This window comes from Campylobacter concisus (assembly GCF_001891085.1).
Classification (GTDB): domain Bacteria; phylum Campylobacterota; class Campylobacteria; order Campylobacterales; family Campylobacteraceae; genus Campylobacter_A; species Campylobacter_A concisus_O.
Genome location: NZ_JXUP01000005.1, coordinates 59,039 through 81,800, shown reverse-complemented (window position 1 = coordinate 81,800; position 22,762 = coordinate 59,039). Strand labels below are relative to the sequence as shown.

The 22,762-nt window shown below is 34.6% G+C and carries 30 protein-coding genes; 2 read left to right on the top strand and 28 right to left on the bottom strand.

Going from position 1 to position 22,762, the window contains the following annotated elements; translation table 11 throughout:
* Positions 1 to 65 precede the first annotated feature (65 nt).
* From TH67_RS05080 to TH67_RS04980, 21 genes are all read right to left on the bottom strand, one after another.
* The gene (locus TH67_RS05080; RefSeq protein WP_072594646.1) at positions 66 to 404 is read right to left on the bottom strand and encodes a M15 family metallopeptidase; all 339 of its coding nucleotides are present in this window, start codon (positions 402 to 404) and stop codon (positions 66 to 68) included.
* A gap of 1 nt (position 405) precedes the next feature.
* Positions 406 to 705 (bottom strand): hypothetical protein, encoded by a 300-nt coding sequence (locus tag TH67_RS05075; protein WP_072594645.1) that lies wholly within the window; start codon positions 703 to 705, stop codon positions 406 to 408.
* On the bottom strand, positions 680 to 937 hold the full coding sequence (locus TH67_RS05070; RefSeq protein ID WP_072594644.1) for a hypothetical protein: 258 nt from the start codon (positions 935 to 937) through the stop codon (positions 680 to 682). The genes TH67_RS05075 and TH67_RS05070 overlap by 26 nt, the downstream gene beginning before the upstream one ends.
* Complete coding sequence (locus TH67_RS05065) at positions 918 to 1,304, bottom strand: hypothetical protein (protein WP_072594643.1); 387 nt, start codon at positions 1,302 to 1,304, stop codon at positions 918 to 920. The genes TH67_RS05070 and TH67_RS05065 overlap by 20 nt, the downstream gene beginning before the upstream one ends.
* Positions 1,304 to 1,639, bottom strand: a complete 336-nt coding sequence (locus TH67_RS05060; RefSeq protein ID WP_072594642.1) for a hypothetical protein — start codon at positions 1,637 to 1,639, stop codon at positions 1,304 to 1,306. Before TH67_RS05060 ends, TH67_RS05065 begins: the two co-directional genes overlap by 1 nt.
* Before the next feature lie 10 nt (positions 1,640 to 1,649).
* Complete coding sequence (locus TH67_RS05055; RefSeq protein ID WP_072594641.1) at positions 1,650 to 1,997, bottom strand: hypothetical protein; 348 nt, start codon at positions 1,995 to 1,997, stop codon at positions 1,650 to 1,652.
* A 417-nt stretch (positions 1,998 to 2,414) separates the two neighbouring features.
* On the bottom strand, positions 2,415 to 2,807 hold the full coding sequence (locus TH67_RS05050; protein WP_072594640.1) for a hypothetical protein: 393 nt from the start codon (positions 2,805 to 2,807) through the stop codon (positions 2,415 to 2,417).
* Positions 2,808 to 2,860: 53 nt separating this feature from the next.
* Positions 2,861 to 3,220, bottom strand: coding sequence for a hypothetical protein (locus tag TH67_RS05045; RefSeq protein WP_072594639.1), 360 nt, complete (start codon positions 3,218 to 3,220; stop codon positions 2,861 to 2,863).
* A complete protein-coding gene (locus TH67_RS05040; protein WP_072594638.1) occupies positions 3,183 to 3,992 on the bottom strand; it encodes a hypothetical protein in 810 nt (269 codons plus the stop codon). Before TH67_RS05040 ends, TH67_RS05045 begins: the two co-directional genes overlap by 38 nt.
* Positions 3,992 to 4,189: a hypothetical protein gene (locus TH67_RS05035; protein WP_072594637.1), complete on the bottom strand. Its 198-nt coding sequence runs from the start codon at positions 4,187 to 4,189 to the stop codon at positions 3,992 to 3,994. The genes TH67_RS05040 and TH67_RS05035 overlap by 1 nt, the downstream gene beginning before the upstream one ends.
* A complete protein-coding gene (locus TH67_RS05030; protein WP_072594636.1) occupies positions 4,179 to 4,943 on the bottom strand; it encodes a hypothetical protein in 765 nt (254 codons plus the stop codon). The genes TH67_RS05035 and TH67_RS05030 overlap by 11 nt, the downstream gene beginning before the upstream one ends.
* Positions 4,943 to 6,139, bottom strand: a complete 1,197-nt coding sequence (locus TH67_RS05025) for a hypothetical protein (RefSeq protein WP_072594635.1) — start codon at positions 6,137 to 6,139, stop codon at positions 4,943 to 4,945. Before TH67_RS05025 ends, TH67_RS05030 begins: the two co-directional genes overlap by 1 nt.
* 18 nt (positions 6,140 to 6,157) lie before the next feature.
* Positions 6,158 to 6,994 (bottom strand): hypothetical protein, encoded by an 837-nt coding sequence (locus tag TH67_RS05020; RefSeq protein ID WP_072594634.1) that lies wholly within the window; start codon positions 6,992 to 6,994, stop codon positions 6,158 to 6,160.
* Between the two features lie 17 nt (positions 6,995 to 7,011).
* A complete protein-coding gene (locus tag TH67_RS05015) occupies positions 7,012 to 7,311 on the bottom strand; it encodes a hypothetical protein (protein ID WP_072594633.1) in 300 nt (99 codons plus the stop codon).
* Positions 7,299 to 8,729 carry a hypothetical protein gene (locus TH67_RS05010; RefSeq protein WP_072594632.1) on the bottom strand — a complete coding sequence of 477 codons (1,431 nt, stop codon included), beginning with the start codon at positions 8,727 to 8,729 and terminating at the stop codon, positions 7,299 to 7,301. Before TH67_RS05010 ends, TH67_RS05015 begins: the two co-directional genes overlap by 13 nt.
* A gap of 84 nt (positions 8,730 to 8,813) precedes the next feature.
* A complete protein-coding gene (locus TH67_RS05005; protein ID WP_072594631.1) occupies positions 8,814 to 9,269 on the bottom strand; it encodes a hypothetical protein in 456 nt (151 codons plus the stop codon).
* Positions 9,242 to 9,445, bottom strand: coding sequence for a MarR family transcriptional regulator (locus tag TH67_RS05000; protein ID WP_072594630.1), 204 nt, complete (start codon positions 9,443 to 9,445; stop codon positions 9,242 to 9,244). The genes TH67_RS05005 and TH67_RS05000 overlap by 28 nt, the downstream gene beginning before the upstream one ends.
* Positions 9,445 to 10,401: a transposase gene (locus tag TH67_RS04995; protein ID WP_072594629.1), complete on the bottom strand. Its 957-nt coding sequence runs from the start codon at positions 10,399 to 10,401 to the stop codon at positions 9,445 to 9,447. The genes TH67_RS05000 and TH67_RS04995 overlap by 1 nt, the downstream gene beginning before the upstream one ends.
* A gap of 257 nt (positions 10,402 to 10,658) precedes the next feature.
* Positions 10,659 to 11,675 carry a type II asparaginase gene (locus tag TH67_RS04990; protein WP_374057348.1) on the bottom strand — a complete coding sequence of 339 codons (1,017 nt, stop codon included), beginning with the start codon at positions 11,673 to 11,675 and terminating at the stop codon, positions 10,659 to 10,661.
* Between the two features lie 115 nt (positions 11,676 to 11,790).
* Positions 11,791 to 12,126, bottom strand: coding sequence for a branched-chain amino acid transporter permease (locus TH67_RS04985; RefSeq protein ID WP_072594627.1), 336 nt, complete (start codon positions 12,124 to 12,126; stop codon positions 11,791 to 11,793).
* Entirely contained in the window at positions 12,123 to 12,785 is a 663-nt protein-coding gene (locus TH67_RS04980) for an AzlC family ABC transporter permease (protein ID WP_072594626.1), read from the bottom strand. The genes TH67_RS04985 and TH67_RS04980 overlap by 4 nt, the downstream gene beginning before the upstream one ends.
* 260 nt (positions 12,786 to 13,045) lie before the next feature.
* Between TH67_RS04980 and TH67_RS04970 the strand changes: the two genes are divergently transcribed.
* Positions 13,046 to 13,282 (top strand): tetratricopeptide repeat protein, encoded by a 237-nt coding sequence (locus tag TH67_RS04970; RefSeq protein ID WP_141081773.1) that lies wholly within the window; start codon positions 13,046 to 13,048, stop codon positions 13,280 to 13,282.
* 252 nt (positions 13,283 to 13,534) lie between these two features.
* On the opposite strand, the gene flgG is transcribed toward TH67_RS04970, so the two are convergent.
* Positions 13,535 to 14,323 (bottom strand): flagellar basal-body rod protein FlgG, encoded by a 789-nt coding sequence (flgG, locus tag TH67_RS04960; protein WP_021091447.1) that lies wholly within the window; start codon positions 14,321 to 14,323, stop codon positions 13,535 to 13,537.
* A 15-nt stretch (positions 14,324 to 14,338) separates the two neighbouring features.
* Entirely contained in the window at positions 14,339 to 15,148 is an 810-nt protein-coding gene (locus tag TH67_RS04955) for a flagellar hook-basal body protein (RefSeq protein WP_072594622.1), read from the bottom strand.
* 148 nt (positions 15,149 to 15,296) lie between these two features.
* Between TH67_RS04955 and rpoD the strand changes: the two genes are divergently transcribed.
* Positions 15,297 to 17,153: an RNA polymerase sigma factor RpoD gene (rpoD, locus tag TH67_RS04950; RefSeq protein ID WP_021091519.1), complete on the top strand. Its 1,857-nt coding sequence runs from the start codon at positions 15,297 to 15,299 to the stop codon at positions 17,151 to 17,153.
* 230 nt (positions 17,154 to 17,383) lie between these two features.
* Here rpoD and TH67_RS04945 read toward each other — a convergent pair whose 3' ends face one another.
* The 5 genes from TH67_RS04945 to TH67_RS04925 all read right to left on the bottom strand — a co-directional run bounded on the left by TH67_RS04945 (position 17,384) and on the right by TH67_RS04925 (position 22,758).
* Positions 17,384 to 18,139, bottom strand: coding sequence for a flagellin (locus TH67_RS04945; RefSeq protein WP_072594621.1), 756 nt, complete (start codon positions 18,137 to 18,139; stop codon positions 17,384 to 17,386).
* Positions 18,140 to 18,223: 84 nt separating this feature from the next.
* Positions 18,224 to 19,516, bottom strand: coding sequence for a histidinol dehydrogenase (gene hisD / locus TH67_RS04940; RefSeq protein WP_072594620.1), 1,293 nt, complete (start codon positions 19,514 to 19,516; stop codon positions 18,224 to 18,226).
* A complete protein-coding gene (locus tag TH67_RS04935) occupies positions 19,513 to 20,364 on the bottom strand; it encodes a pyridoxal-phosphate dependent enzyme (protein ID WP_072594619.1) in 852 nt (283 codons plus the stop codon). Before TH67_RS04935 ends, hisD begins: the two co-directional genes overlap by 4 nt.
* Positions 20,357 to 21,448, bottom strand: coding sequence for an OmpA family protein (locus tag TH67_RS04930; protein ID WP_072594618.1), 1,092 nt, complete (start codon positions 21,446 to 21,448; stop codon positions 20,357 to 20,359). The genes TH67_RS04935 and TH67_RS04930 overlap by 8 nt, the downstream gene beginning before the upstream one ends.
* Complete coding sequence (locus TH67_RS04925) at positions 21,445 to 22,758, bottom strand: MotA/TolQ/ExbB proton channel family protein (protein WP_072594617.1); 1,314 nt, start codon at positions 22,756 to 22,758, stop codon at positions 21,445 to 21,447. The genes TH67_RS04930 and TH67_RS04925 overlap by 4 nt, the downstream gene beginning before the upstream one ends.
* Positions 22,759 to 22,762 lie beyond the last annotated feature (4 nt).

Sequence of the window (22,762 nt, the reverse complement as noted above, 5' to 3'; positions counted from 1 at the left end):
AAGCTATAGATCTGATCCTGCGATCAAATTTATAGCTTAGATTTTAAGATAGAAGTCAAGAGATTTTAACAATTTCTTTCAAAGTGCGGAACGTCAAGAAAGTTTTTAAAATTACCGCCCCAACGATTAAGAGTATTTAAGCTCTCCCAATAATTGCCAATATCTTGTAATTCTAGCTTTGATTGTAACCAAACGTTATTTTTAAATATATGTAAATCTATCGCACATCTTTTTAGATGATTAGAATTCATAGTTTTACTTTTACCACTATTATAATAAATTTCTTGCTGGGCTTGTGTCCTTTCTAATTCGCCACCCCTTACAGAGTATCCATTAGAATGAAGATAATTTAAAAGTTTTTCAACATCTTTCATAAAAGCTTCTTGATGTTCGCCAAGTGTCATATTAATCCCTTTCTATCCTTTTATCTAAAGCTTTATCAATTTTTGAATATATCCAATCAGTGCCACGCCAAGTCACAAAACCAGCAAGAGCAACCGAAACCCTAATATTGTTTAGAAAGAAAAAAAATATTTCATAGCTAATCCAACATAAAAACATAGAACTTAAAAAACTAAGCAAATAAGATAAAATTTTATATTTGATTTTAGAAAAATCTTTAGTTTCAAGATTTAAAATCGATGCTATAAATCCAACAAAAAGAACTAAAATTAAATAATTATCGTCCTTGTTTAAATTGTCCATTTACACAGCCTTTTAATAAATCTTCTATTCGTATGCAGTAAATAATTAAATCTTTTAAACTTTCTGGATTTAATGGATCAAAAACAGGCTTATCTGGAATTGTTACGTTACATTCTATAGGCATATAAGCTTTTTGAATAGCACCTTGTGAAGATTTTGCAGAACAGCCAACAAACAAAACAAGATAAGACAGCAAGAAAAAGAAAAATAGTTTATTTGGAATAATTGCCATTGCTAAACTCTAAAAGTAAAGTATCGTAAAATTTTAGCTTACTTAAGCAGTCGTCCGTTTTAGGTGTTTCGATAGTGCTAAAACGTTTTTGTAATTTTTGATTTAAAATATTATTTTCTTTAGATATTTTTTCGCTATCTATTTTTAATTGCTTAATTTTTAAATTTTGATTATCAATAATTAAAAAAGCGTTTTCAGTATTTTGTTTTTCAATTGCTAAATTAGTTTTTAATGTAATAGTTTCAGTGGTAAGATCTTTAATATCATCTTTTAATATAGAGATATAAAGGAATAAAACAAGATAAACAAAAGCGTGGATAAATAGCCCCCTATTAAATAGGGAGCTTAAATTAAACATTGAAAACATTATTTTGCTTTTTTAGCACTGATAACGTAAATTTCATCAAATTTAACACCATTAAATGTTTTACCAGCTAAAGCGGTTTTAATCTGAGCTTCATCAACGCTAGGCTTAGTATAAAAGCTAAAAGTAGTTTTATTGCCAGCATTATTTTTGCCAGTAATAGTATATTCAACAACGCTTGCTTCACTTGAATTACCTTGCTCACTAGCACGAGTAAGTATCACGTAAGTTCCTTCGAGTGCATTATCGCAAAATGCTTTAGCTTCAGCACCACCGCACGGCAAAGCAAAGCCATAAGTTCTATTATTTATTGTATTTTTAACTAAACATTTAGACATATCCTACTCCTTAAAGTCTATCAAATTTTAAAGTTACATAATCGCATTTAACAGCAGTATCATAATTTGCATCTAATTTTCCAGTAAAATCAGAAAGAAAATTTTGAAACATATAACTTTGTTTAACGTGTGGAACAGTTACCATAGTAGAAATTCTACCAGTCGCAGTCTTAACACCAACGATCACATTTTTACGATTAAGTGGATCAGGTGTTGAAGCTAAAGCAGTGCCACCATCGCCAAAGACTGAATAACTTTCAACTTTGCCAGCTAAAAGCGGAAGTAAAGCATCTTCATCACTACCACTAGAAAAAGTAAGACTTTTTGCATAAAGTCCGTCTATTGTTTGTCTTAACATTTTTTTATCCTTTCTTTTGTCATTCGACTTTTTTTAAATTTGCTTGTTTTTGTTAAAACGTTTTAAACAAGAGAATATTAAGCAAAAAAGAGAAAGTTAAATAATTAAGGTTAGATTAAGGACGCTTCAGCACGCTCAAAACGCTTTCGCGTTTTTCGTCCGCGTAGTGTTTGCGTGGCGATAGCTAGCAAAAAGACATAATTATAAGTTTTAAGATATTCGAGCAATCGCAGAAACTATCGCCACAACGCAAACAAAAAACAACTAAAGAAGATAAAAAGATCGAGAAAGAAAAAAGATAATAAAAAGAGAATAAACTAAAAGGGGAGAAAAGAAAACACGGCACACACCGCAGAGCGGTGGGGCGCCGTGTTTGGGGGGGGACAATATCTATCAAGAAGAACACAGAAAAAAAATTTAAAATTTTATCAAAGAACAAGGGATACGTGAAACTTTATTATAGCGGATAGTTTTGAGTAAATTTTTATTTGATCCATAAAATTTAACTTCTAAAGAGCCTTTAGAGTGTAAAAATGCTTTCAACTCATCATAATTACAAAATTTATAATTTAAAACGTTTTCAGCTTCAGCCAATTTTTTATCATCATAAAGAGAATAATCGACATAACAAATAGACCCCTTAAGATAAGAACGACCAGAAGCCATAACAACATAAGGATAATTTTTACAAATAAATTCAGATGCTTCAACATCTGACATATTAATAAAAGACTCTTTTAAATTATCAAAATAATTAGATCCGAAAGAAATATTAAAAAACAAACAAAAAGCAACAATTTTTCTAATCATAAGCAACTCCTTTTTATATAAAGAAATAATTATAAAGACAAATTATTAAATTTTTACTTATCCATAAAAAGCGAACAAGAAACACCCTTTACAGCAAGTCCGCCTACTTCTAAATGTGTTTTAATTAAAGCAGATATTTCAGCTTCGTTTTTAGTTTTTTTTACGTTATGAATTAAAATTTGCTTGCACATACGATTTTTATTAGATACAAAAGCTTTAAATTGCTTATTGTAATTGAAGTCATCAGACGGAAAATTAGTTTTTTGAGTTTCAAACTCGACTTTATAAATATACTTAATTTCAGCAGTAGAAACAGCATCTAAAAAAGCAATTAGATCAGAAACACTTTTAGCTTCAAGCGTTGAAGTGATAACCCTATTGCCTTGCTGTTGTGTAATTTTGTAGATAGGCATAATACTCCTTTTTTGAAAATCGATAAACTGATAAATAGCGATGTTGTAAATTAAAGTTAGTTACATCGCTATAAAATTGAGAATAAAAAGAAGAGAGAGAATTTTCAAATATATTAATAAAATCAGAAAATTCATAAACAAAAGATTTATTAACAAAACTAGAAAAAATAGAAAAAAGATTAAAAGCTTCAGTATGAATACCAGTATAGTCACAATCCAAAAGACCAAGACGAAGATCACTTCTAAAAAAGGGGCTAGAAGACGAATAACAAGAAAAATCCGAAAAAGATAGACGGCTGGTATATTTTGCATAATTAAAAGATGCAGGAACACAAAAATAAAAATAATCAGATCGATCACTAAAAGAAAAGAATAAATTACTATCAAAATAAGAAGAAATTTCAGAAGAGCTAGGCAAATCCATAATATTGATCTTACCAGATGGAGTTAAAAAATCAGTGCCTACCCTATATTCATAATCGTCAGCATCATCGCTATTATAATGCATATGTAAAGGGACATTAGCCTTTTTAATGCTAGAATTAGTATAAGCAGAAAAATAAAAGCCAAGACCAAAAAGAGAAGAAATACGCTTATCACGAATGCAACTATTACCAGAAAAACCGCAATCAAAGAGAGCATCTTTTTTATCATATTTTTCATCAATACTAGCATTTAAATTTTCAGTATTAGAACGAAAAAATAATACTCTCTCAATATAAAAAGTAAAGTCTTTTTTCTTATTACAGCAACCACACAACAAAGAAACCATTATTCTTTACCTACAAGATCACGGCAAAGAATTTTTAAAAGACGATTTGTTTCATCCAAAGATGCTAAACCACTTTTATCATCTTTTTTATCTTTTAAGTTGTCAGTTAATATTTTTTCAATACGAGCAAGACAAGCACCAATACTATCAAATTTCTTCATTTCTTCTTCAAAAGCTTTTTCACAATCAAGAGCCATGCTTTTTATCCTTTCCATTAAAATAGCCTAGTCCATTCATCATAGTAATAAACATCTCACTAAGCCCCAAAACGTTACCAGCATCATCAGTAACAAACATAAAATCAGCAACGTGATTTAAAGCGTCAATATCAATCTTATCACTGCCAGTTATACGCCTAAGAATTTCTTTATCTTGCGGAGTAAAGCGAGAGCTAAAAAGCTTAAAAAGTAGTGTTTGATTTATATTATCAACCTTTGCTTTTGCATAGTTAAATTCTTGATTTTTAGTTTCTAAAATATGCTGACGTTGATTAATAACGGTATTAACATTTTGAAGAGCTGAACTATTAGAATTATTAGTATTGATAATTTGATTACCACACTCCACAAAAACTTTGGCAACACCAATACGATCAGAAAAATTACCAGTTAAAAAACCAAGCATCCTATTAAGTTTAACGCCTTTTATATTACTAAGCTTATTTTTGGCATATCTACCTAAAGGAGAGAGTAAAGCCACAACACCAGCATAAACAATACTCATAATTTTATTTACAACACTTTCTTGAAGTTGAATATACTTTACTAAAGCTGCGCTAAACATAATAGTGACACCACTATTTATTGCATCTTTTAAAATGCCGTCATCCATACCACTATTTTTTAACTTAGATAAAACTTGATCGTAAGCAACGCTATAGGTTAAGTCTTCAAACATTTCATCAATGCCAAGCTTTAAAATTCTTCCAGCTTCAGAACGTTTATCAGCCATTATTTTAAATCCTTAAGTAAAGTTTTACTAGGTAATTCAGTATCAAATAAATCTTTAAAATTTGGGATAGGAATATCAAATAAATTTAAAGCATCACTATCTAATTCAAAATTATTTTCATCAGTTAAAACACGAGTTTGAACAGCTTGACGAGATAATGCAATAGCGCGTGGCGAAGTAGTTGCAACAATATTACCATCAAGGTCCTTAATCGCAACATCAGTTTTATCAAAATCAGCTTTTTCTTTATAAATTTCAAGCGTTTTAGTTGAATTATCACTAAGTATTTTTTGATTATCGACATAAGAACTAGGTAAAGTAATTTCAACTGGCTTATTAATAGCCAAAGAAGCGTTTAAATTATTATCGACAGCAACACTGGCTTTGAGTTTAACACCAGCCAAGCCATCTTTCATAGCTTGCGAATACTCTTTTGAATTAGCAACAAGCTTTTCTAAATTTTGATTATATACTTTTTGATTTTCGCCAATAGTTGAGATATATTTAGAAATTTCACTATTAATTTTTTCTTGAGATTTTAACACTTCTTTAAAATCTACACCAGTAGAAACAGCGGAATTAGTGCCAGTATTTGACGAAGCATTATCGTATATACGATCGCCAGTATAAGGATTATAAAGCGTTTTAGTAGTAGGATCAACCCAATATCCAGTTTTTCTATCAAATGTAACACGCCCTTGAATTTCTGGAGATTGATTATATAAATTATCTTTTTTAGCGCTAGCTTGTTTATCAAAAGCATTATTTTTCACAGCTCCTAAAACAGCTAAATTTAAAGACATAAGCTTTAATATATGATTTTGCTGATCCAAAACACCAAGTAAAGTTAGTGGGACACTGCTAGGCTTATCGTTATCAGATGGCCTAGGTAAATTATCTTCTTTAGGTTTTTCTTTTTCTTTTTGTGCGTCTATTGCTTTAGCTTCACGTTGTTTAGCATAATATTCACTAAGCTCTTTTATATTTTTATCAACATCTACACTTTCTTTTTTATCAAAAAAACTATTATAAACATTTTTTAATCCCCAAATACCAAGAGCAGTTATATCAGTAACAGGGTTATCTTTTAAATCAAAATTAGCACCAGCACCAATAGCACCAGCAACCCCACCAGCTTTTAAAGCACTATTAACTTGACTAACTTTACTAATAGCTTGAGTAATACCAGAATACATTATTTAAAATACCTTTCTTTATAAATAAATAGGTGGCTCGTTACTTTCGGATTTAGCTTGCTTTTCAACAGCTTCATTACGTAATCTTAAAAATAAACTAAATAAATCTTCTTCGCCAGAATATTCAAAAATTTGTTTAACAACATCAGATAAATCAAGAGAATTAACGGCAGAACTCTTAAAAATATAAGCATATAAAGCAATCACATATTTATAAAATGTTTTATCAAACTTAAATGATCTAACTAATCCAGCTGGAACAAAAATTCGGCGAACACTAAAAATACCAAGTTTTACTAATTCATAATCAAGACAAAAAACATCATAAAAAAGAATAAATTTATTAAGACCAAGTTGTAATAAAGAGCAACCTAAAACATAAAAAGGCAAGCTAAAATCTTTAATTTGAACGATTTGACCTTTAGAAAAAGCTCCTAAAGTAATATCACTTTGTATAGTTGAAAATGGCAAATCAAGAAGAGCAGAAGAAAAAATATTAGCTAGATTAAAATCAGAAGAGAGAAGTTTATGCCCCTTTGGTATATCTTTCTTTTCAATTTCAACGTAAAGACCAGAGATAGCAAAACGTATATCAGAAACATCTAAAGGATTTAAAATACAATCACAAATAAAAAATTCATCATCGCCACCATAAACCAAAAAATCAAACAATTTAACGAAAATTTGATTAGAATAAATATCTTTAAGATATATCGGATCACTAGCATTACAACGATGAATAGTTTTAATATCATCTAAAGAATAATTACAAGGCTGATACTGACTAAGACTATTTATTAAAGAACCGCTATCACTTAGAGAGAAAGCACCTAAATTTTTAATAATGTTTAACATTTTATAACCCTTTTTTTTTAAAATAAATCTAATCTAGGCTGTTTAACAGCAAAAATATATTTACGACCATTTCGCAAAGAATAACCTTTGCTATCTAATAGCTTTTTCAAATTTGTTTGAATAAAAAGAATATTTAATTCATCAAGAGCCGAGTAAAAAGCCTTTCTACTACCAATAACAATATCAGCCCAAATAAAACCAAGCTTTTTGGCATAAAGCCTTTTAACGATAGGACATTTAATATCAATACAAATAACATCCTTGCCACTATCTAATAATTCACACACCAAAAGACCATAAGCATTTAATTTTTGCATTGAAACCCCTTTAAAGCATTCGTTATAGGATGAATATAATCATCATTTCTTATTTTGCTAATGGCAACAAAAAAATCATTTAAAGAAGCGTTAAAAACATCAAAAAGGGGATTATCTATATCTAAATTCTGACTTTTTATAGTTTTTTCATTTTTTAAAAAATTGCCGGCAAGCTTTGATAAGCCGTATTCGTGAAGAGTTAAACCATCATTTTCAAGATCTTTAAGTGTTTCAGTAAAAACATATAAAAAATTTTCACCACTAACACCCAAATTAGTATAAACAGCACTTATAAAGGCTTTTAAAGCCATTTTTGCTTTTTTAATATCCTTTGACTGAATAAGATCGTGCATAGTAAGAGCTTTAAATTTATCATCGCCCCAAGGCAAGAGCATATCCCAAAATTTAAGCCTATCATCATCAAAATCGCATCTTTGATAAATTTTTCTTGCACTATCACTTTGAATAGTGCCAGCAGTTAAACGATTAATTTCATCATCAGTTAGATCATACCATTTACAAATACTAAGCCCTTGCGACCAAAAAGCCCCCAAATGATTAAAAATATAAGCAATTTCATCACTTTCATTAATAGGGATTAATCTTTTTATTGCAGATCGCCCAAACTCCGCTTCATGTCTAAATACAAACATATCAACAGCGGGGTTAAAGCCGTTTATTTCCCATTTTGTAAAAATTAGAGTTGAAATATTTTTGCTTTGAACTTGTTTTATTTTGTCATAAACCCTAAACATATGCGGATTTTTTCCGAAGCTTACACCTTCGAAGCGAGTAAAACGCATAAAATTATTAACATTAATTTCAGTTATATCATTAAAAACTGACGAATTTTCATCAATTATTAAATCATCGTCATCTTTTTTATATTGATCTGAATAGTTAGAAACCCTTTTTAAACTTCTAAATTGTAAAAAATCTTGTGGAGTATATTTTATGCCAGTTACATCAGTTGCAAGGTCGAGCCTTAAAACACTTATTTTAAAATGCTCTTTAAATATATCACTTAAAAATTTATTTACAAGCTCATAGGCTCTAACGTGTCCATATTTAAGTAAAAATATGCTTCTAAATTGAATTTTTAAATGATATAGCCCTTTTGGCTTAAATTTAGTATCTGAAATGGTGCAAAATATATCATCGTTTGAAAAATATCCAAAATATTGACCTAAGCCTTTACTTGATACTTTAAAATTTCCGTAATCAAAGCCCAAATCATCCAAAATATACTTTTCGCCAAATGTGCGTAAATTTTGTGCTTGTTGTTTTAGTGTAGCTATCTTACGAATAAAGCTTGAAAAAGTTGTATTAAAAAATTTTTCATCAATACAATTTACGCCTATAACTAAAGTATCGATACCTTGATGAAGTATTTTAAATCTATCGTCTTTATATATCATTTTTAAACCTTTAATAAAACCCAGCTTGTCCCGCCTAACCTTGCTGATAGTCTAGGCACGGGGCTAAGTTTTAGCCCCTATTTTTCAAGCGTTTGAGCCATTTTTAAGTGCTTCAAGTTTTAGCATTGCCGTGACAAAACTATCAATTGCAGGGACAAATTTATTAAAAACAATAACTGGAGTTGAATTATAAGCGTCCTTATAAATTCTATATTCGATCTTACCACTAGCGATATAAACTTCGTCATCTTTTAGATCAAGGTATTGCTCTTGCGTTATCCTTGTGGTATGCTCACCACCGCTATTTAAAGCGACAAAAGTCAGAACATAGCTATCATCCCACTTTTCAAACTCTCCAAGCTCGTTTACAATGGGATTGTTATCTTTATCTAGCTTTTGCTTACCATCGATCTTTTTAGTCTTTAAGACTTTAATCTTTTGCTCGAAACAATCTAAATTTTGGTTGAGAGATTGATAAATTTCTCTATAAAGATTTTCGCTTGTGCTGTCCATTAATGGAGCTGTTGCATTTTTTGCCATTTTTTTATCCTTTTTGAAAAAATTTGATTTTTTATTAAATATCTATTACTAATAATTTGAGAAAGATAAGCTTTGCTAATCTTTAAATGATCGCATATATCAGCCCTTGTTAAAGAATTTTTAGATGATAAGATTTCAAGAACTGAAAAGATTAGCTTATAATGAATTTTTTTCATTAAATAGCCTTTATTTCTGGATTAAATGGGAATAAGCTTTTTAAATAGCGGACTATCGCACACATAACAGCAACAATAGCAGTCATCTTCTTTTTGCCGTTAGCTAATAAACGCTCATAGCGTAACTTAAATTTAGCGTTAAAACGAATTGCACATAATGCAGTCATAAAAAGAATACGCCTTATATTAGAATTACCCATTTTATTTATCTTTTGGCTTTTATGAACGCTTGAGCCACTTTGAAAAATTCTAGGACTAAGACCAATAAAGCTTATAAATTGTTTTTCAGATTTATCCCTATTAAAATGCAGTTGTGGAAATAAATTTAAAGCGAGATCAACTCCAAAGCCTTTATTTTCTTTAATGATCTCTTCGGTTTCTGGAATAGCTTTTTTAACAAGATCAAAAGCTAGTTTTTGAAGCATAGCTTGAAGTTTTGCAATCTCTTTTATAAGATTTGCGATAACATCATCAATTACTTTATTATCTAAAGTTTTTTGAGAACTTTTAAAATTTTTAAGTTGAGTATTTATTTTTTGGAGCAAATTTAAGGTTGAATTGTAACTTTTTATCTCTAAATACTCGGAATTATACTTATCAGGTGCGATCTCGCTTTTAAAAGTCCTAGCATAAACAGCTAAGCCATAACTATCGCTTATATCAGTCTTCATAGTGCTAAGATGTTTTAAAAAAAGAGACGACTTATAAGGATTTGTAATGTTATATCTAATATTTAGATCAGATAAAGCCCTTTGAAGGGCTAAATGATAATTTGATGTGGCTTCAAAAACAACTAAAATTTCATCGTTTTTAAAACTATCAAAATAAACTTTGATAAGCTCATAGTTATTAGGCAATGTTTCAAATTTAGCTTTCTCACTCGTGATAGAAGTTAAAAAACAAACGTCGATTTTATCTTTAGAAACATCAACACCACAAAAAAATGCTTTTTTCATTTTTGATACTCCTGAATAAAATTTAGGTTATGTTTCTTTCTTGTATTCAGTGTCAAAGCACTAAGATTTTTAATCGAAACATTAACCCATAAGCCCTAAATCTAAGCTACAGTGTAAAAGATCACTTAATTTAAAAGCAGGGACTTATGGAAATTTTATAAAATCAAGAGAGAAAAACGAAACAAGACAAGTAAATTCTCTCTGATTTTATGGAAGTATCATACAAAATTTAAAAGGCGGACTAAGCCGCCTCTTTTTTAGTGAGTTAAGAAATACTCTTGAATTTTGGCTTTGTCGCTTGTTTTTGTAAGCGCAAGCATCAAAAGCACTCTAGCTTTTTGCGCGTTTAGATTATCGCTTGTTAAAAAGCCGTATTTTGCGTCGTCTACTTCGCCGTCCATAGTCGTCTCGCCACTTCCTACACGTGAGTCGCGAACTACCACTACGCCAGCTTTTGAAGCCTTGCCAAGAGCCTCTAGCACGCTAAAGTAAGGGTTGCCGTTGCCAAGACCAGCGCTGATGATACCTTTTGCGCCGTTTTTAACAGCTATGTTTACAAAGTCAGGGTTATCATTTGCATGAGAGTAGATGATATCAACTCTTGGAAGCTCTTTTACGCCCTCTAGATCAAATGCTGATTTTGCTGTGTGTTTTCTAATCGGATTCATATAGTATTTTACGTTGCCATAAAAGACTGTACCGATTTTGCCGCTATTTGGTGATTTAAAGGTATCAACACCTGTTGTGTTGGTTTTGGTTACCTCTCTAGCAGCGTGAATTTCGTCATTCATAGTGACCACAACGCCCTTGCCTACGCTATCTTTGCTGATAGCTACATTTACAGCGTTAAATAAATTTAGTGGACCGTCTGCGCTTAGCGAGCCGCTATTTCTCATCGCACCTACAAGCACAACTGGTTTGTCGCTTTTAACTACTAAATTTAGAAAGTAAGCTGTCTCTTCCATAGTATCTGTGCCGTGAGTAACGACGATACCATCAGCTTTGCCGCTGTTTAGAAGCTCGTTGATTCTATTTGCAAGCTTTAGCCAAACTTCATTGTTCATATCTTGTGAACCGATATTTGAAATTTGCTCACCTTTTATGGTAGCGATCTTGTTGATATCTGGCACGGCTGCGATTAGTTTATCGACCGTAACAGTTCCAGAAGTATAGCTAGAATCAAGCGATCCTGAGCCGCTTCCTGCTATCGTTCCACCAGTAGCTAGGATGTAGATGGTTGGCTTAGCAACCGCTAAAGTAGCACCTAAAATCATGAGTAACACCGCCTTAAAGATTAAACGCATTTTAGCTCCTTTGCATTAAAATTTGCTAGAGCATTATAACGTCATATATTTAAAAAATTTATTAATTTTTTAAATTTATATTTATTTAAAAAATTCTTATCAAAAGCATATAAATTCCAGTCGAAACGACTATGCTAAGAAGGGCATTTTTGAATTTCAAATGCACCAAAACAGCCGTTAAAACCGCCACTATCTCGCTTAAGCCATAAGGAAACTCGCTAAATTTCGTATCTTTTAAGCCGTAGCAGACCAAAACGACCATTATCATCATGCCCATATGCTTCTCAATGGCGTCTAAATAAGGGTTTGACTTATAGTTTTTCAGAGCATAAAACGGCGTTGCTCTCGTTATAAAAGTAGCTAGAGCACTTAAAAGCACTGCCACAAAAAGTACCGTCTCGCTTGAGCTTACACTTATCAAATCTTATCCTTGAACAAAAGCAAAAATATAAAACAAAGCGCCATTGAGCCAACAAGCACAAATTTAGCTGGAAATAGGCTCACTCCAAGCACACCAAAAAATGTCGCCGAAAAAAGCACGCGGTAGTTTTTATCATTTTTAAACATTTCAATCACAATAACTATAAAAAGTGCCGTTAAGCTAAACTCAAGCCCTTTTGTATCGGCCTTTATAAAATCGCCAAGTATCGCTCCAAGCAGAGTCCCAGCCGCCCAGTAAGACCAAGAAAGGATATTTAGCCAAGTAAAGACAAAACTTCGATCACTTGCCTCTTTTAGTCCCAAATTTTTAAATATCGCAAAGGTCTCATCTGTTAGCAAAGCGATGTTTAAAAGCCTAAATTTGATCCCACTATACTCTTTTAAAAGTGAAATTCCGTAAAAAGTGTGGCGTAAATTTACTAGATAGCTCACGATAAAAACCTCAACTAGCCCCGTGCCCGCACTAAAAAGCGATAGCATCATAAACTGCGCTGCGCCGCCGTAAGCAAGAGTGCTAAGTGCCACAGCGATAAATGCGCTCACACCCATGCTTTTAGCCAAAATGCCAAAGGCGACACCAAGCGGAAAATAGCCCATAAAGATAGGAATAGATAGTTTAAAAACGTAGTTAAATGTCAAATTTTTACCTTCATAAAAAGCCAAAATGTTAGCAAAAATTTGAAAAACTTATAGTAAAAATAGAGTTAAATTTTATAAAATAATAAAAATTTATGGAGCCAAAAGATGAAAAAGATAATTTTAATTTTATTTTGTATTCTTTTTTCTTGGGGTAAAAATTTTGATGCCACTAAGCTTGAAAGTGAATGCGCTTTAAATAACGTAGAAAGCTGCACCGATCTTATATATATATCTACCTTGACAAAAATGAGCGCGATAAAATGTCAGCTATGGCAAACAAAGCCTGTGAGCTAGGCAATCCACATAGCTGTCTATTTTTAGGAAATATATATCTACAAAAAGATGCTCTAGCGCAGGAAAAAGAAGAAGGGCTTAAGCTTTATAATAAAGCTTGCGAACTAAAAAATGCATTTGCTTGCTACACTCTTGCACTTATCTACGAAACCGGAGATGCTGGTATATTGCAAGATAAAAATAGAGCAAAAAAGCTACTATAAAAAAGCCTGCGAGCTTGATTTGGATGAAGCTTGCAGTAGCTTAAAAATTTTAATTAATTAAAAATTGCTTTTATTCTTACTCATAAAAGTAGAAATTTTAGACAAAATGTGCCAAATTTTTATTTAGCCCAAATTAATGCGTCTGTTTTATCGAATCCTTGCCTTTTGACGTTTTATTTAAAAAGTAAAATACCTCAAGCGTAAAAGAAAGCAGTATAAGCCCAACGATGATTAGAGTCGCGTTCATACTACCTACCTTTTAAGTCCATTTACTATTTCGAGCATCGAATCACTCGTAGTTATCGCCTTTGAGTTTGCCTCGTATGCGCGCTGACCAGTGATAAGATCAGTCATCTCTTCAACTAGCTGAACGTTACTCATCTCAACAAATCCTTGTCTGATCGTACCAAGCCCATCAAGTCCTGCAACGCCTACCACAACATTACCGCTAGCACTTGTTTCTAGGTAGTTGTTATCGCCCATTGAGTGAAGGCCAGCTGGGTTTATGAAATTTGCTAGCTCGATCTGACCTATCTGAGCCATCTCTCTCTCGCCTGCTTGAAGCACTGACACGGTGCCATCTGTGCCGATAGAAATTTGCGTCGCATTTGCAGGGACCGTGATCTGAGGGATGAGCTGATAGCCATCGCTATTTACGATAGTGCCGTTTGCATCAAGCTTAAATGCACCATTTCTAGTATAGGCTGTAGTGCCATCAGGGAGCTGAATCTGAAAAAATCCATTGCCAGCTATTACCATATCTAGGTTGTTGCTGGTCTCTTTAAAATAACCCTGAGAGAAAATTTTATTTATCGCCGTTGGACGCACACCAAGACCCACCTCGATGCCCGTTGGGCTTGTAGTTGTCTGGCTTGTAGCCGTACCTGCATACTCCATGACTTGATACATAAGATCAGCAAATTCAGCCCTATTTTTCTTGTATCCATAAGTATTTACGTTTGCGATGTTGTGTGAGGTTACGTCTATCTGCGTCTGCTGAGCTATCATACCAGTGGCCGCAGTGTAAAGTGATCTCATCATAGTTTTATCCTTTTATTAAGCTTTTAGGGCTAGTTTTTGAACAGCATCTTGGTTAAGATCGTTCATGTGGCTTGTCATAACCTTTTGATACATATCAACTAGGCGCTGGGTTTCTATAAGACCCACCATTTCTAAAACTGGGTTTACGTTTGACATCTGAGCATATCCTTGCATCACGCTATCAGCCTCGTCAAGCTCTGTGATGTCATCAAAATTTCTACTCTCAAAGAGATTATCTCCGACCTTTTTTAGATCTCTTATCTCTCTTGGCTGAGCTATAAAAAATTTAGAAAATTGATTGTTATTTGAGTATAAATTTCCATTTTTATCGGCAGTTAGCACCTCACCTTGTGGCACTTGGATACCTCTTTGGCCAGGATTTTGTGCCTCGTAGCCACTTGGTAAAACCTTATAGCCCTCTTTTGTGACGATATAGCCGTCGCCGTCAAGGCTAAAAGAGCCATTTTTACTAAGTTTTACGCCATTTGGAGTATCAACTAAGAAAAATGCGTCATCTCTTTTTATCGCAAAGTCAAGTGTGTTTGAGCTGTATTTAAAGCCACCAGCGCTAAAGTCGGTATACTCTTCGCTCACTTGTGGTACACGATCAAGCGTTCTATTTAAAAATTTAGCTCCGTCTTTTGTGTGATTTTTAAGCGGAAGCTCATCTTGCGTCTCTTTAAAAATTCTCGCAAAGTCACCGATAACTACGTCATTTCGTTTATAGCCGATCGTATTTACATTTGCAAGGTTATTTGAGATCACATTTAGTCTGTTAAACTGCGTTACCATGCCAGCAGTGGCTTGATAATAACCATTTTGCATAAAATTTCCTAGTCAAAATTTGATTTTTATAGCTACTAAGCAATCATCGTTCCAACTTTCTTTTTATACATATTTACAAAATTTGGGTATAATCCACTTTCTTTTAAACAACACTTAAATCATAATTAGACGATTCGAAAGGAAATTTATGAGCGCCGCAAAAGACTCTTTTTCTCAAATAGAAGAGCTTTTTGCTGAAAATGCAAAAGGCTTTTTGACATACGAAAAATTAGTAAAATTATTAGACAAAGCTCCGACTGCTACGATAGTAAAAAAGATAGAACAACTAGCAAAAACAAACAAAGTCCAGCTCATCACATCTGCTGAGGCCGCAAAGCTTAGAAATTTAGCTGATGCTAAAAAGCGTCAAGAAAACGCTCAAAAAAGTGATCAAGATATCGACGAGGATCTCGATCTTTCAGGCGAAAGTGACCTTTTAGAGTGGTCAAGATCTGATAGTCCAGTGAGGATGTATCTAAGAGAGATGGGTCAGATCGCGCTTCTTACAAAAGATGAGGAAGTTGAGATCAGCAAAAGGATTGAGCTTGGCGAAGATATCATTATCGATGCATTTTGTTCTGTGCCATTTTTGATCGATTTCATACTTGACTATAAAGAGCCACTTATCAACAGAGAACGCCGTGTAAAAGAGCTTTTTAAGAGCTTTGAAGACGAGAGTGAAAACGAAGAAAATGAAGATAGCGAAGACGATATAGACGAGGAAGATGAAGAGAACGAAGAAAACGAAGCTCCTAAAAAATCAGCCAAAAATGACAAGCGCGCTGAAAAAGTTATAGAGAGTTTCAAGGCCCTTGAAAAGGCAAAAAAAGAGTGGCTAAAGACTGCAAACAAGCAAGATAAAGTTGAGAGCGACGATACGGCTTCAAAGATGACTCTTGCATTTAAAAAGAAAATTTTAAAAGAGAAGCTAATGGATCTTGGCCCAACAAGCAAGTTAATTAGCGAGATCGTAAAATCAATGGAGACAGCGCTAAAAAGCGACGATGAATTTGATAGAGAGCTAAAACGCTTGGAGTATCGCTTACCAATGTTTAGCGACGAGCTTAAAAAAAATCACAAAAGCATACTAAAAGATATCATCAAGCTTAGTAAGGAGGAGATCGCAGCTCGCGTGCCAGAAGCCACAATGGTATCAACTTATGTCGAGATCAAAAAGCTATTTACTACAAAAGAGGCAAGCAAGCAAGGCTTTGATCTTGAGCCAACAAGGCTAAAAGAAATTTTAGAGCAGATCAAACGTGGAAAGAAAATTTCTGACGAGGCAAAAGCCAGAATGGCTAAGTCAAACCTCCGTCTAGTTGTAAGTATCGCAAAACGCTATACAAACAGGGGCTTACCATTTTTGGATCTCATCCAAGAGGGTAATATCGGCCTTATGAAGGCGGTTGATAAATTTGAATATAGAAAAGGCTATAAATTTTCAACCTACGCCACATGGTGGATCCGCCAGGCTATTTCGCGTGCGATCGCCGATCAAGCAAGAACGATTAGGATACCTATCCATATGATAGAGACGATAAATCGTATCAACAAAATAAACCGCAAATATCTCCAAGAAGAAGGTAAAGAGCCTGATGTAAGCGTTATCGCAAAAGAGGTTGGGCTAAGCGTTGATAAGGTAAAACAAGTCATCAAGATCACAAAAGAGCCTATCAGTCTTGAAGCTCCTATCGCAAACGAAGAGGATGGAAAATTTGGAGATTTTGTCGAGGATAAAAGCTCTCTTTCTCCGATAGAGCAAATTTTAAAAAGTGACCTCAGAGAGCAGATAGATGATGTGCTTTCGCAGCTAAATGAGCGTGAGAAGGCGGTTATTTCAATGAGATTTGGCTTGCTTGAAGATGAGAGCGACCGCACACTTGAAGAGATCGGAAAGGCTCTAAACGTCACTCGCGAGCGTGTTCGCCAGATAGAAAGCTCAGCTATCAAAAAACTAAAACATCCAAAAGTTGGTAGAAAACTTAAAAACTACATTGAGGGCTAAAAGCCCTTTTCTTTGGGATATTTTCCTTAAGACTTTCTCTTTAGCTTTATAAAATTTAAAAAATTTTTTAGCAACAAATTTCACTAACAATCTACATTGATTTTATTATTGAAAGGCTGGATTCAGCCCTCATTTAGCCATTAGACCAACTTAAAAATACAAAAAACTTAATATTTTTTAAAGAATAAAGTTAGATAAAAAGAATTTACCGGCACAAAACCGGTAAAAATTTATTCAGCTAGAAGTTTATCTAGTTTTGCGGCCAAACTCGTAGTATCATGAGCTTTAGCTAAGCTCGCAGCATGAAGTTTTAAATTTGCTTGTAAATTTTCTTCCAAGCTCTTTGCGATATCGCTGCTATCAAGATTTTCTACGCTATTAGCATTTGCCACACTTCTTGCGGCTAGAGCATTTATACCTCTAAATACAGCATTTTGTGTTGATCCGATCTCTGAGCGAAGTGAATTTATATTTTTTAAAATTTCACCTGTATTTGAGCCGTCATCTTTGACATTTAAAAGAGCATTTGTACCCAAATTTATATTTTTTGTACTCTCGCCTGTAAAAAATCCAAGCTCAGCATCAAATATGTTTTTGCCGTTAAATTTAGCCTCTTTTACGCTATCATTCATAGCATTTCTTAGTGCGTTGATTTCGCCCTTTATGCCTTTTTGTTCATTTGCTGAGAGAGTAGGATTTGTAAGCTTACTTGAAAGCTCGCCTATTCTATCTGTACTTTTACTTAAATTTAAAAGCGTTGAATCAGCGATTTGAAGCATACCGATCATGTCGTTTGCATTTGCCAAACCTTCGTTCAAGACATTTGTTTGCGAAAGCAAACTCTCTGCGATTTGTAAATTTGCACCTGAAGCTTTGATTTCGCTGTTTGCAGAGATAGCATTTAGCGCTTTCTTCTCGCTATTTTTTGCTTGATCTAAATAATAGTTTCCTGAAGCCTGGTTCGCAGTATAAGTTCCTAACTTCATAACAACTCCTTTTTAATAATTCGCTATGGATTCTACTATAAATTCTATAAAAAGTTGCAAAATCTCTATAAAATCTATTTTTCTTTACTCTTCTAGTCTCACTGCAACTGATTTTTTATGAGCAGTTAGTCCTTCAGCTTCAGCTAGCTGCATGCATGATTTGCCAAGATGCATGATACCTTTTCTACTTACTGAAATGATCGAACTTCGTTTCATGAAATTTTCAACTCCAAGCGGCGAGTAAAATCTAGCACTTCCACCAGTTGGCAATGTGTGATTTGGTCCAGCGATATAATCACCCATCGCTTCAGGCGTAAAGTGTCCAAAAAATATAGCGCCCGCATGAGTCACATCATCGATATAACTTAAAGCATCGTTTGTAGCGATCTCTAGGTGCTCAACAGCAAGCTCATTCATGAGAGCAAAACACTCTTTTAGATCTTTTGCCACTATTATTGCAGCTTTATTTCTTATGCTTGCACTTGCGATCGGCTCACGTTTTAGTGTCTTTAGCTCATCTTCGATGTGTCTTTGCACCGTTCTTGCGAAAGCTTCTACTGGCGTTATCAAAAAGGCACTTGCTATCTCGTCGTGCTCGGCTTGAGAGAGCATATCGATAGCTATGTGGCGAGGATCGGCACTATCATCAGCGATTACGCCTATCTCGCTTGGACCAGCGATCATATCAATATTTACGTCGCCATAAACTAGCTTTTTAGCAGTCGCTACGTAGATATTGCCAGGTCCTGTGATGACATCTACTTTTGGTACCGTTGCAGTTCCGTATGCCATCGCTGCGATAGCACTTGCACCGCCTACTTTAAAGGCCGTCTTTATGCCACAAAGGTGCATTGCCGCAAGAAGCAAGGTATTTACCTTGCCATTTGGCGCTGGAGTACACACTACGATCTCTTTTACGCCAGCTACGATCGCTGGGATCGCATTCATAAGAAGCGAGCTAGGATAAGCCGCCTTACCACCTGGGATATAAAGACCAGCGCGGTCAACCGCTGTGTATTTTGCGCCTAGCAAGATGTCATGCTCATCTTTATATGTCCAGTCACTTGGCTTTGTGCGCTCGTGATAGCTTTTTATCCTATCGTGAGCTAAATTTAAAGCTACTCTTAGGGCGTTATCTAGCGAATTATAGGCAGCCTCCATCTCTTTTACGTCGATTATTATGTCGTTTTTACTTGTAACGCTAAATTTATCAAATTTAGCTATCTGCGCAAAAAGTGCACTATCGCCATCTTTTCTTATCTCATCTATTATTCCAGTAACCACCGGCATTACAGCACTCATGTCATTATCACTTCGTTTAACAAGCTGTAAAAATTTACTCTCAAAATCAGCGTCACTACTATGAAAAAATTTCATTTATGCTCCTTTAATTTTAATTTTCTCTCATATCTTTGTCTTTGTGTAATGTTACCTAAAATTCCGCCCTGGTGGATATATAAAATTTCGCTCCCAAGCTTATCTAAATTTGCAAAAAGTGTCATAAAGCCCACCGGGTCGTAAATAAGCTCAAATTCAACACCACTTTTGCAAACCTCAAGCCAAATTTCATAAAGCTCTTTATATAAATTTCCAAAATGATACTTCTTTGGGGGATTTAAAATTTGCACTTTGCTGTTTTTATCTAGCTCATAAATTTGCTTTTTTAGATAGTCGCTGTCTCCTACGCAAGGGGCTGTAAAAACCCTAAGATCGGTGTGTTTTGCCAAGTAGCATGCGCTTGTGCCTGTGCCTGATGGCAAAAAAATATCAGGCCTTATGCCACTTTTTTTGCTCCACTCATTTATCTCATTTGCTTGCGTGATGAAGCCAAGCTCGGCCTCGCTTTGTGCTATGCCCTCGTTTATAAAGAGCGCGTTTTGGCTCTTTGCTAGCTCTCTAGCAAATTTCTCACGCTCCTCTTTTACAAAAATTTCCATGCCATTTTCAAGTGCAAATTTGAAATTTCCAACCGGATCTTGCTCTAAATTTGAGCTTAGATGAGAGACGACGTAGTAGAATTTAAGCCCTTTTAGCTTGGCAAAAAGACTTAAGCTATACATCGCGTTTGACTGGCTTGAGCCATGAGATACGATGGCTTTAATGCCGCTAAGATCGGCCTTTAGAAAATACTCTAGCTTTCTTGCTTTGTTGCCGTTAAACTCGCCTAGCAGATCATCTCTTAAAAGCCAAAATTCTCGCTCTCTTAAGCGAATTTTATCAATCACCCTTAAACTCCAAAAATTTCTCTATCTCGTTGATAGCCTCTTTGTTTGAGAGTGAAAATTTGATCTCTATGCGCCTTGAAGCGTCCTTGTCCTCGGCTCCGTCTTTAAAAACTAGCTCATTGTAGCTTCGGCCACTTGCTACGAGTAGCTTTCTAAGGCGTGCATCATCGCTAAATGAGTTTATAAACTCCATCACAGCGTAGGCTCTTTTTTGCGAAAGCTCCAGGTTATAAATGTAGCTTCCATCGCTATCTGTAAAGCCCTCTATGACGATCTGGTCGATGTTTGAGGCGATCTCTTTATCATTTAAAAGCACGTCAAAATACTTACTAAGCGTCGCCTTTAACTCCTCTTTGACCTCTTCTTTTAAAACTGCACTGCCCTTGTCAAAAAGCACTGAGGAGCTAAGCTTTAGCGCGCCTGAGTTTGGATCGATCTCGATGCTTGATCCCAGCCTATCTTTTAGGGCGCTGATCACTTTTACCCTTATGCCAGTTAGGTTTTTGACCCTGTCACGAGTGACGTTTAGATCCCTTAAAAGCTCGTCGTATCTAGCCTCTTTTTTGCTTACTTGCTCGAGCAAAAAGGCGATCTTGGCTAAATTTTTCTCGCTACTTGCATTTGCGTCGCTTAGCGCTCTATCTTTTGATGAAATTTCATCATTTAGCACGATCATTTTTTGGTTTAGATCAAAAATGCTGGCATTTAGCTCTTTTATGCTCGCATTTGCATCTTTGTTTTCATCTATGAGCTGGGCTAGTTTTTCTTTTAGGGCGTCTATTTGGATGACAAAGATTTCATTTGATTTTTTTAAATTTATGTTTTCGTCGCTTATCTTTGAAAGCTCGCTTTTTAGGGCGTCATTTAGCTCTTCAAGGGTGAAATTTCTGCCCTGGGCGTCTTTTAAATTTGCTAAAGCTGTGATGATAGCTTGCTCTTTATTTTCAAGGGTGTTTTGAGTTAGGACGTATTTTACGACGACAGCGCCGATTAGCAGCATAAAAACAAAGAGCAGACCCGCCATCAAGTCCGCGTACGAAACCCAAAAGCTCGATTGATCTTCGTTATTTTTGTTTATTTTCATTGCACTAGATTTTCGATTTTTTCTATTACAGAATTTGCTTCTTTATCGATCTCGTCTATGTTCTTCTTAAGCTCAGCAATGAGGCTCTCGCGCTCTTTTTCGCGCTCCAAGCTCCTGCCCTCTTGCTCATACGCTGCCTTAAATATCGTAGCACTCTCCACGAGCGAGGTTCTAAAAGCCTTTAATGCCTCGTTTTGCTCTTTCATCAAAGAGAGAGAAAATTCTTTTAAAATGGCATCAAAACTCTTGATAGTCTGCTCAAATTTAAGCTGGCTCTCTTTTGTGGCGTTTAAATTTCTACTAAAAATTTCGCCAAGCTTTGCATGCTCGGTTAAAATTTTAACCTCCATATCTTTAAAGGCGTTAGAAAACGCACCAACCGCCTTTAACATATCAGAGTGGATTTTTACAAATTCATCTTGTTTTAGTCCAGATTCATTTAGCATTTTTAAACTTGCACTAAGCTCTGCCTTGCTTTGATTGATGATATTTTTCTCAACCTCGCAAAGCTCTTTTAGGCTGTTAAATTTCTCATTTGTCTGTTCACTTAGCTCTTTTATAAATTTATCATCAAGCACCATTTTAAAGGCGTCGTGACTATCTTTAAAGTAGCCTACACTTGCTTTCATGAAATTTGCATTTAGCTCATTTTCCTGCCAGAAAAACTCACGGCTTAGCTCTTTTTGCTCGCTATAAAATCTCTCAAATTTACTAATGCCGATCTTTTCAAAAAACATCCACCAAAGCGCTAAAAATATGCCATATATCGATACATAAAACGCCGTAGCCACGCCGTTTAGCAGTATAGCGATCTCTTTTTCAAGTCCGTTTGCAGTGCTTGAGCTAAAGCTTGGCATAGAGATAGCGATACTGATAAATGTACCCAAAATTCCAAGCATAGGAAAGACTGCTTGGCCGATGTTTGCTAGGTTGTCATTTCTAAAATTTCTTGTATAGCTCTCGAAAAAATCTTCAAATTTAGCGTTTGCCTTTTTGACGCCTGAGATTTCAAAGAGATGAGCGATGATAAATTCTTTTAGCCTTATCTTGTAGTCTTTGGCATTTGCTAAAAAATTTGAGTAAACTACCAAAGCGCTATGGCGTGAAAATATAAAAGCGACAAAGAGTATAACGCCCATCATAACGATGGTGTGAAGCTTCATCTGAAAATTTATAACGCCAAGATACGCGAGTATCGCCAAGATGTAGATAGCTAAAGGGATAAAGATAACTTTAAAAAAGACAAAGAAAGAGTGAGCTTGGCGCTCTTTTGGCACGCTTAGCTCACTAAAATCATTTTGATTTTGCATAGGA

What these genes read in the sequence shown, in the direction of transcription:
- TH67_RS05080 (WP_072594646.1), bottom strand. Translation starts at nt 404, where the DNA reads ATGACACTTGGCGAACATCAAGAAGCTTTTATGAAAGATGTTGAAAAA.
- TH67_RS05075 (WP_072594645.1), bottom strand. Translation starts at nt 705, where the DNA reads ATGGACAATTTAAACAAGGACGATAATTATTTAATTTTAGTTCTTTTT.
- TH67_RS05070 (WP_072594644.1), bottom strand. Translation starts at nt 937, where the DNA reads ATGGCAATTATTCCAAATAAACTATTTTTCTTTTTCTTGCTGTCTTAT.
- TH67_RS05065 (WP_072594643.1), bottom strand. Translation starts at nt 1,304, where the DNA reads ATGTTTTCAATGTTTAATTTAAGCTCCCTATTTAATAGGGGGCTATTT.
- TH67_RS05060 (WP_072594642.1), bottom strand. Translation starts at nt 1,639, where the DNA reads ATGTCTAAATGTTTAGTTAAAAATACAATAAATAATAGAACTTATGGC.
- TH67_RS05055 (WP_072594641.1), bottom strand. Translation starts at nt 1,997, where the DNA reads ATGTTAAGACAAACAATAGACGGACTTTATGCAAAAAGTCTTACTTTT.
- TH67_RS05050 (WP_072594640.1), bottom strand. Translation starts at nt 2,807, where the DNA reads ATGATTAGAAAAATTGTTGCTTTTTGTTTGTTTTTTAATATTTCTTTC.
- TH67_RS05045 (WP_072594639.1), bottom strand. Translation starts at nt 3,220, where the DNA reads ATGCCTATCTACAAAATTACACAACAGCAAGGCAATAGGGTTATCACT.
- TH67_RS05040 (WP_072594638.1), bottom strand. Translation starts at nt 3,992, where the DNA reads ATGGTTTCTTTGTTGTGTGGTTGCTGTAATAAGAAAAAAGACTTTACT.
- TH67_RS05035 (WP_072594637.1), bottom strand. Translation starts at nt 4,189, where the DNA reads ATGGCTCTTGATTGTGAAAAAGCTTTTGAAGAAGAAATGAAGAAATTT.
- TH67_RS05030 (WP_072594636.1), bottom strand. Translation starts at nt 4,943, where the DNA reads ATGGCTGATAAACGTTCTGAAGCTGGAAGAATTTTAAAGCTTGGCATT.
- TH67_RS05025 (WP_072594635.1), bottom strand. Translation starts at nt 6,139, where the DNA reads ATGTATTCTGGTATTACTCAAGCTATTAGTAAAGTTAGTCAAGTTAAT.
- TH67_RS05020 (WP_072594634.1), bottom strand. Translation starts at nt 6,994, where the DNA reads ATGTTAAACATTATTAAAAATTTAGGTGCTTTCTCTCTAAGTGATAGC.
- TH67_RS05015 (WP_072594633.1), bottom strand. Translation starts at nt 7,311, where the DNA reads ATGCAAAAATTAAATGCTTATGGTCTTTTGGTGTGTGAATTATTAGAT.
- TH67_RS05010 (WP_072594632.1), bottom strand. Translation starts at nt 8,729, where the DNA reads ATGATATATAAAGACGATAGATTTAAAATACTTCATCAAGGTATCGAT.
- TH67_RS05005 (WP_072594631.1), bottom strand. Translation starts at nt 9,269, where the DNA reads ATGGCAAAAAATGCAACAGCTCCATTAATGGACAGCACAAGCGAAAAT.
- TH67_RS05000 (WP_072594630.1), bottom strand. Translation starts at nt 9,445, where the DNA reads ATGAAAAAAATTCATTATAAGCTAATCTTTTCAGTTCTTGAAATCTTA.
- TH67_RS04995 (WP_072594629.1), bottom strand. Translation starts at nt 10,401, where the DNA reads ATGAAAAAAGCATTTTTTTGTGGTGTTGATGTTTCTAAAGATAAAATC.
- TH67_RS04990 (WP_374057348.1), bottom strand. Translation starts at nt 11,675, where the DNA reads ATGATTTTAGGTGCTACTTTAGCGGTTGCTAAGCCAACCATCTACATC.
- TH67_RS04970 (WP_141081773.1), top strand. Translation starts at nt 13,046, where the DNA reads ATGTCAGCTATGGCAAACAAAGCCTGTGAGCTAGGCAATCCACATAGC.
- flgG (WP_021091447.1), bottom strand. Translation starts at nt 14,323, where the DNA reads ATGATGAGATCACTTTACACTGCGGCCACTGGTATGATAGCTCAGCAG.
- TH67_RS04955 (WP_072594622.1), bottom strand. Translation starts at nt 15,148, where the DNA reads ATGCAAAATGGTTATTATCAAGCCACTGCTGGCATGGTAACGCAGTTT.
- rpoD (WP_021091519.1), top strand. Translation starts at nt 15,297, where the DNA reads ATGAGCGCCGCAAAAGACTCTTTTTCTCAAATAGAAGAGCTTTTTGCT.
- TH67_RS04945 (WP_072594621.1), bottom strand. Translation starts at nt 18,139, where the DNA reads ATGAAGTTAGGAACTTATACTGCGAACCAGGCTTCAGGAAACTATTAT.
- hisD (WP_072594620.1), bottom strand. Translation starts at nt 19,516, where the DNA reads ATGAAATTTTTTCATAGTAGTGACGCTGATTTTGAGAGTAAATTTTTA.
- TH67_RS04930 (WP_072594618.1), bottom strand. Translation starts at nt 21,448, where the DNA reads ATGAAAATAAACAAAAATAACGAAGATCAATCGAGCTTTTGGGTTTCG.
- TH67_RS04925 (WP_072594617.1), bottom strand. Translation starts at nt 22,758, where the DNA reads ATGCAAAATCAAAATGATTTTAGTGAGCTAAGCGTGCCAAAAGAGCGC.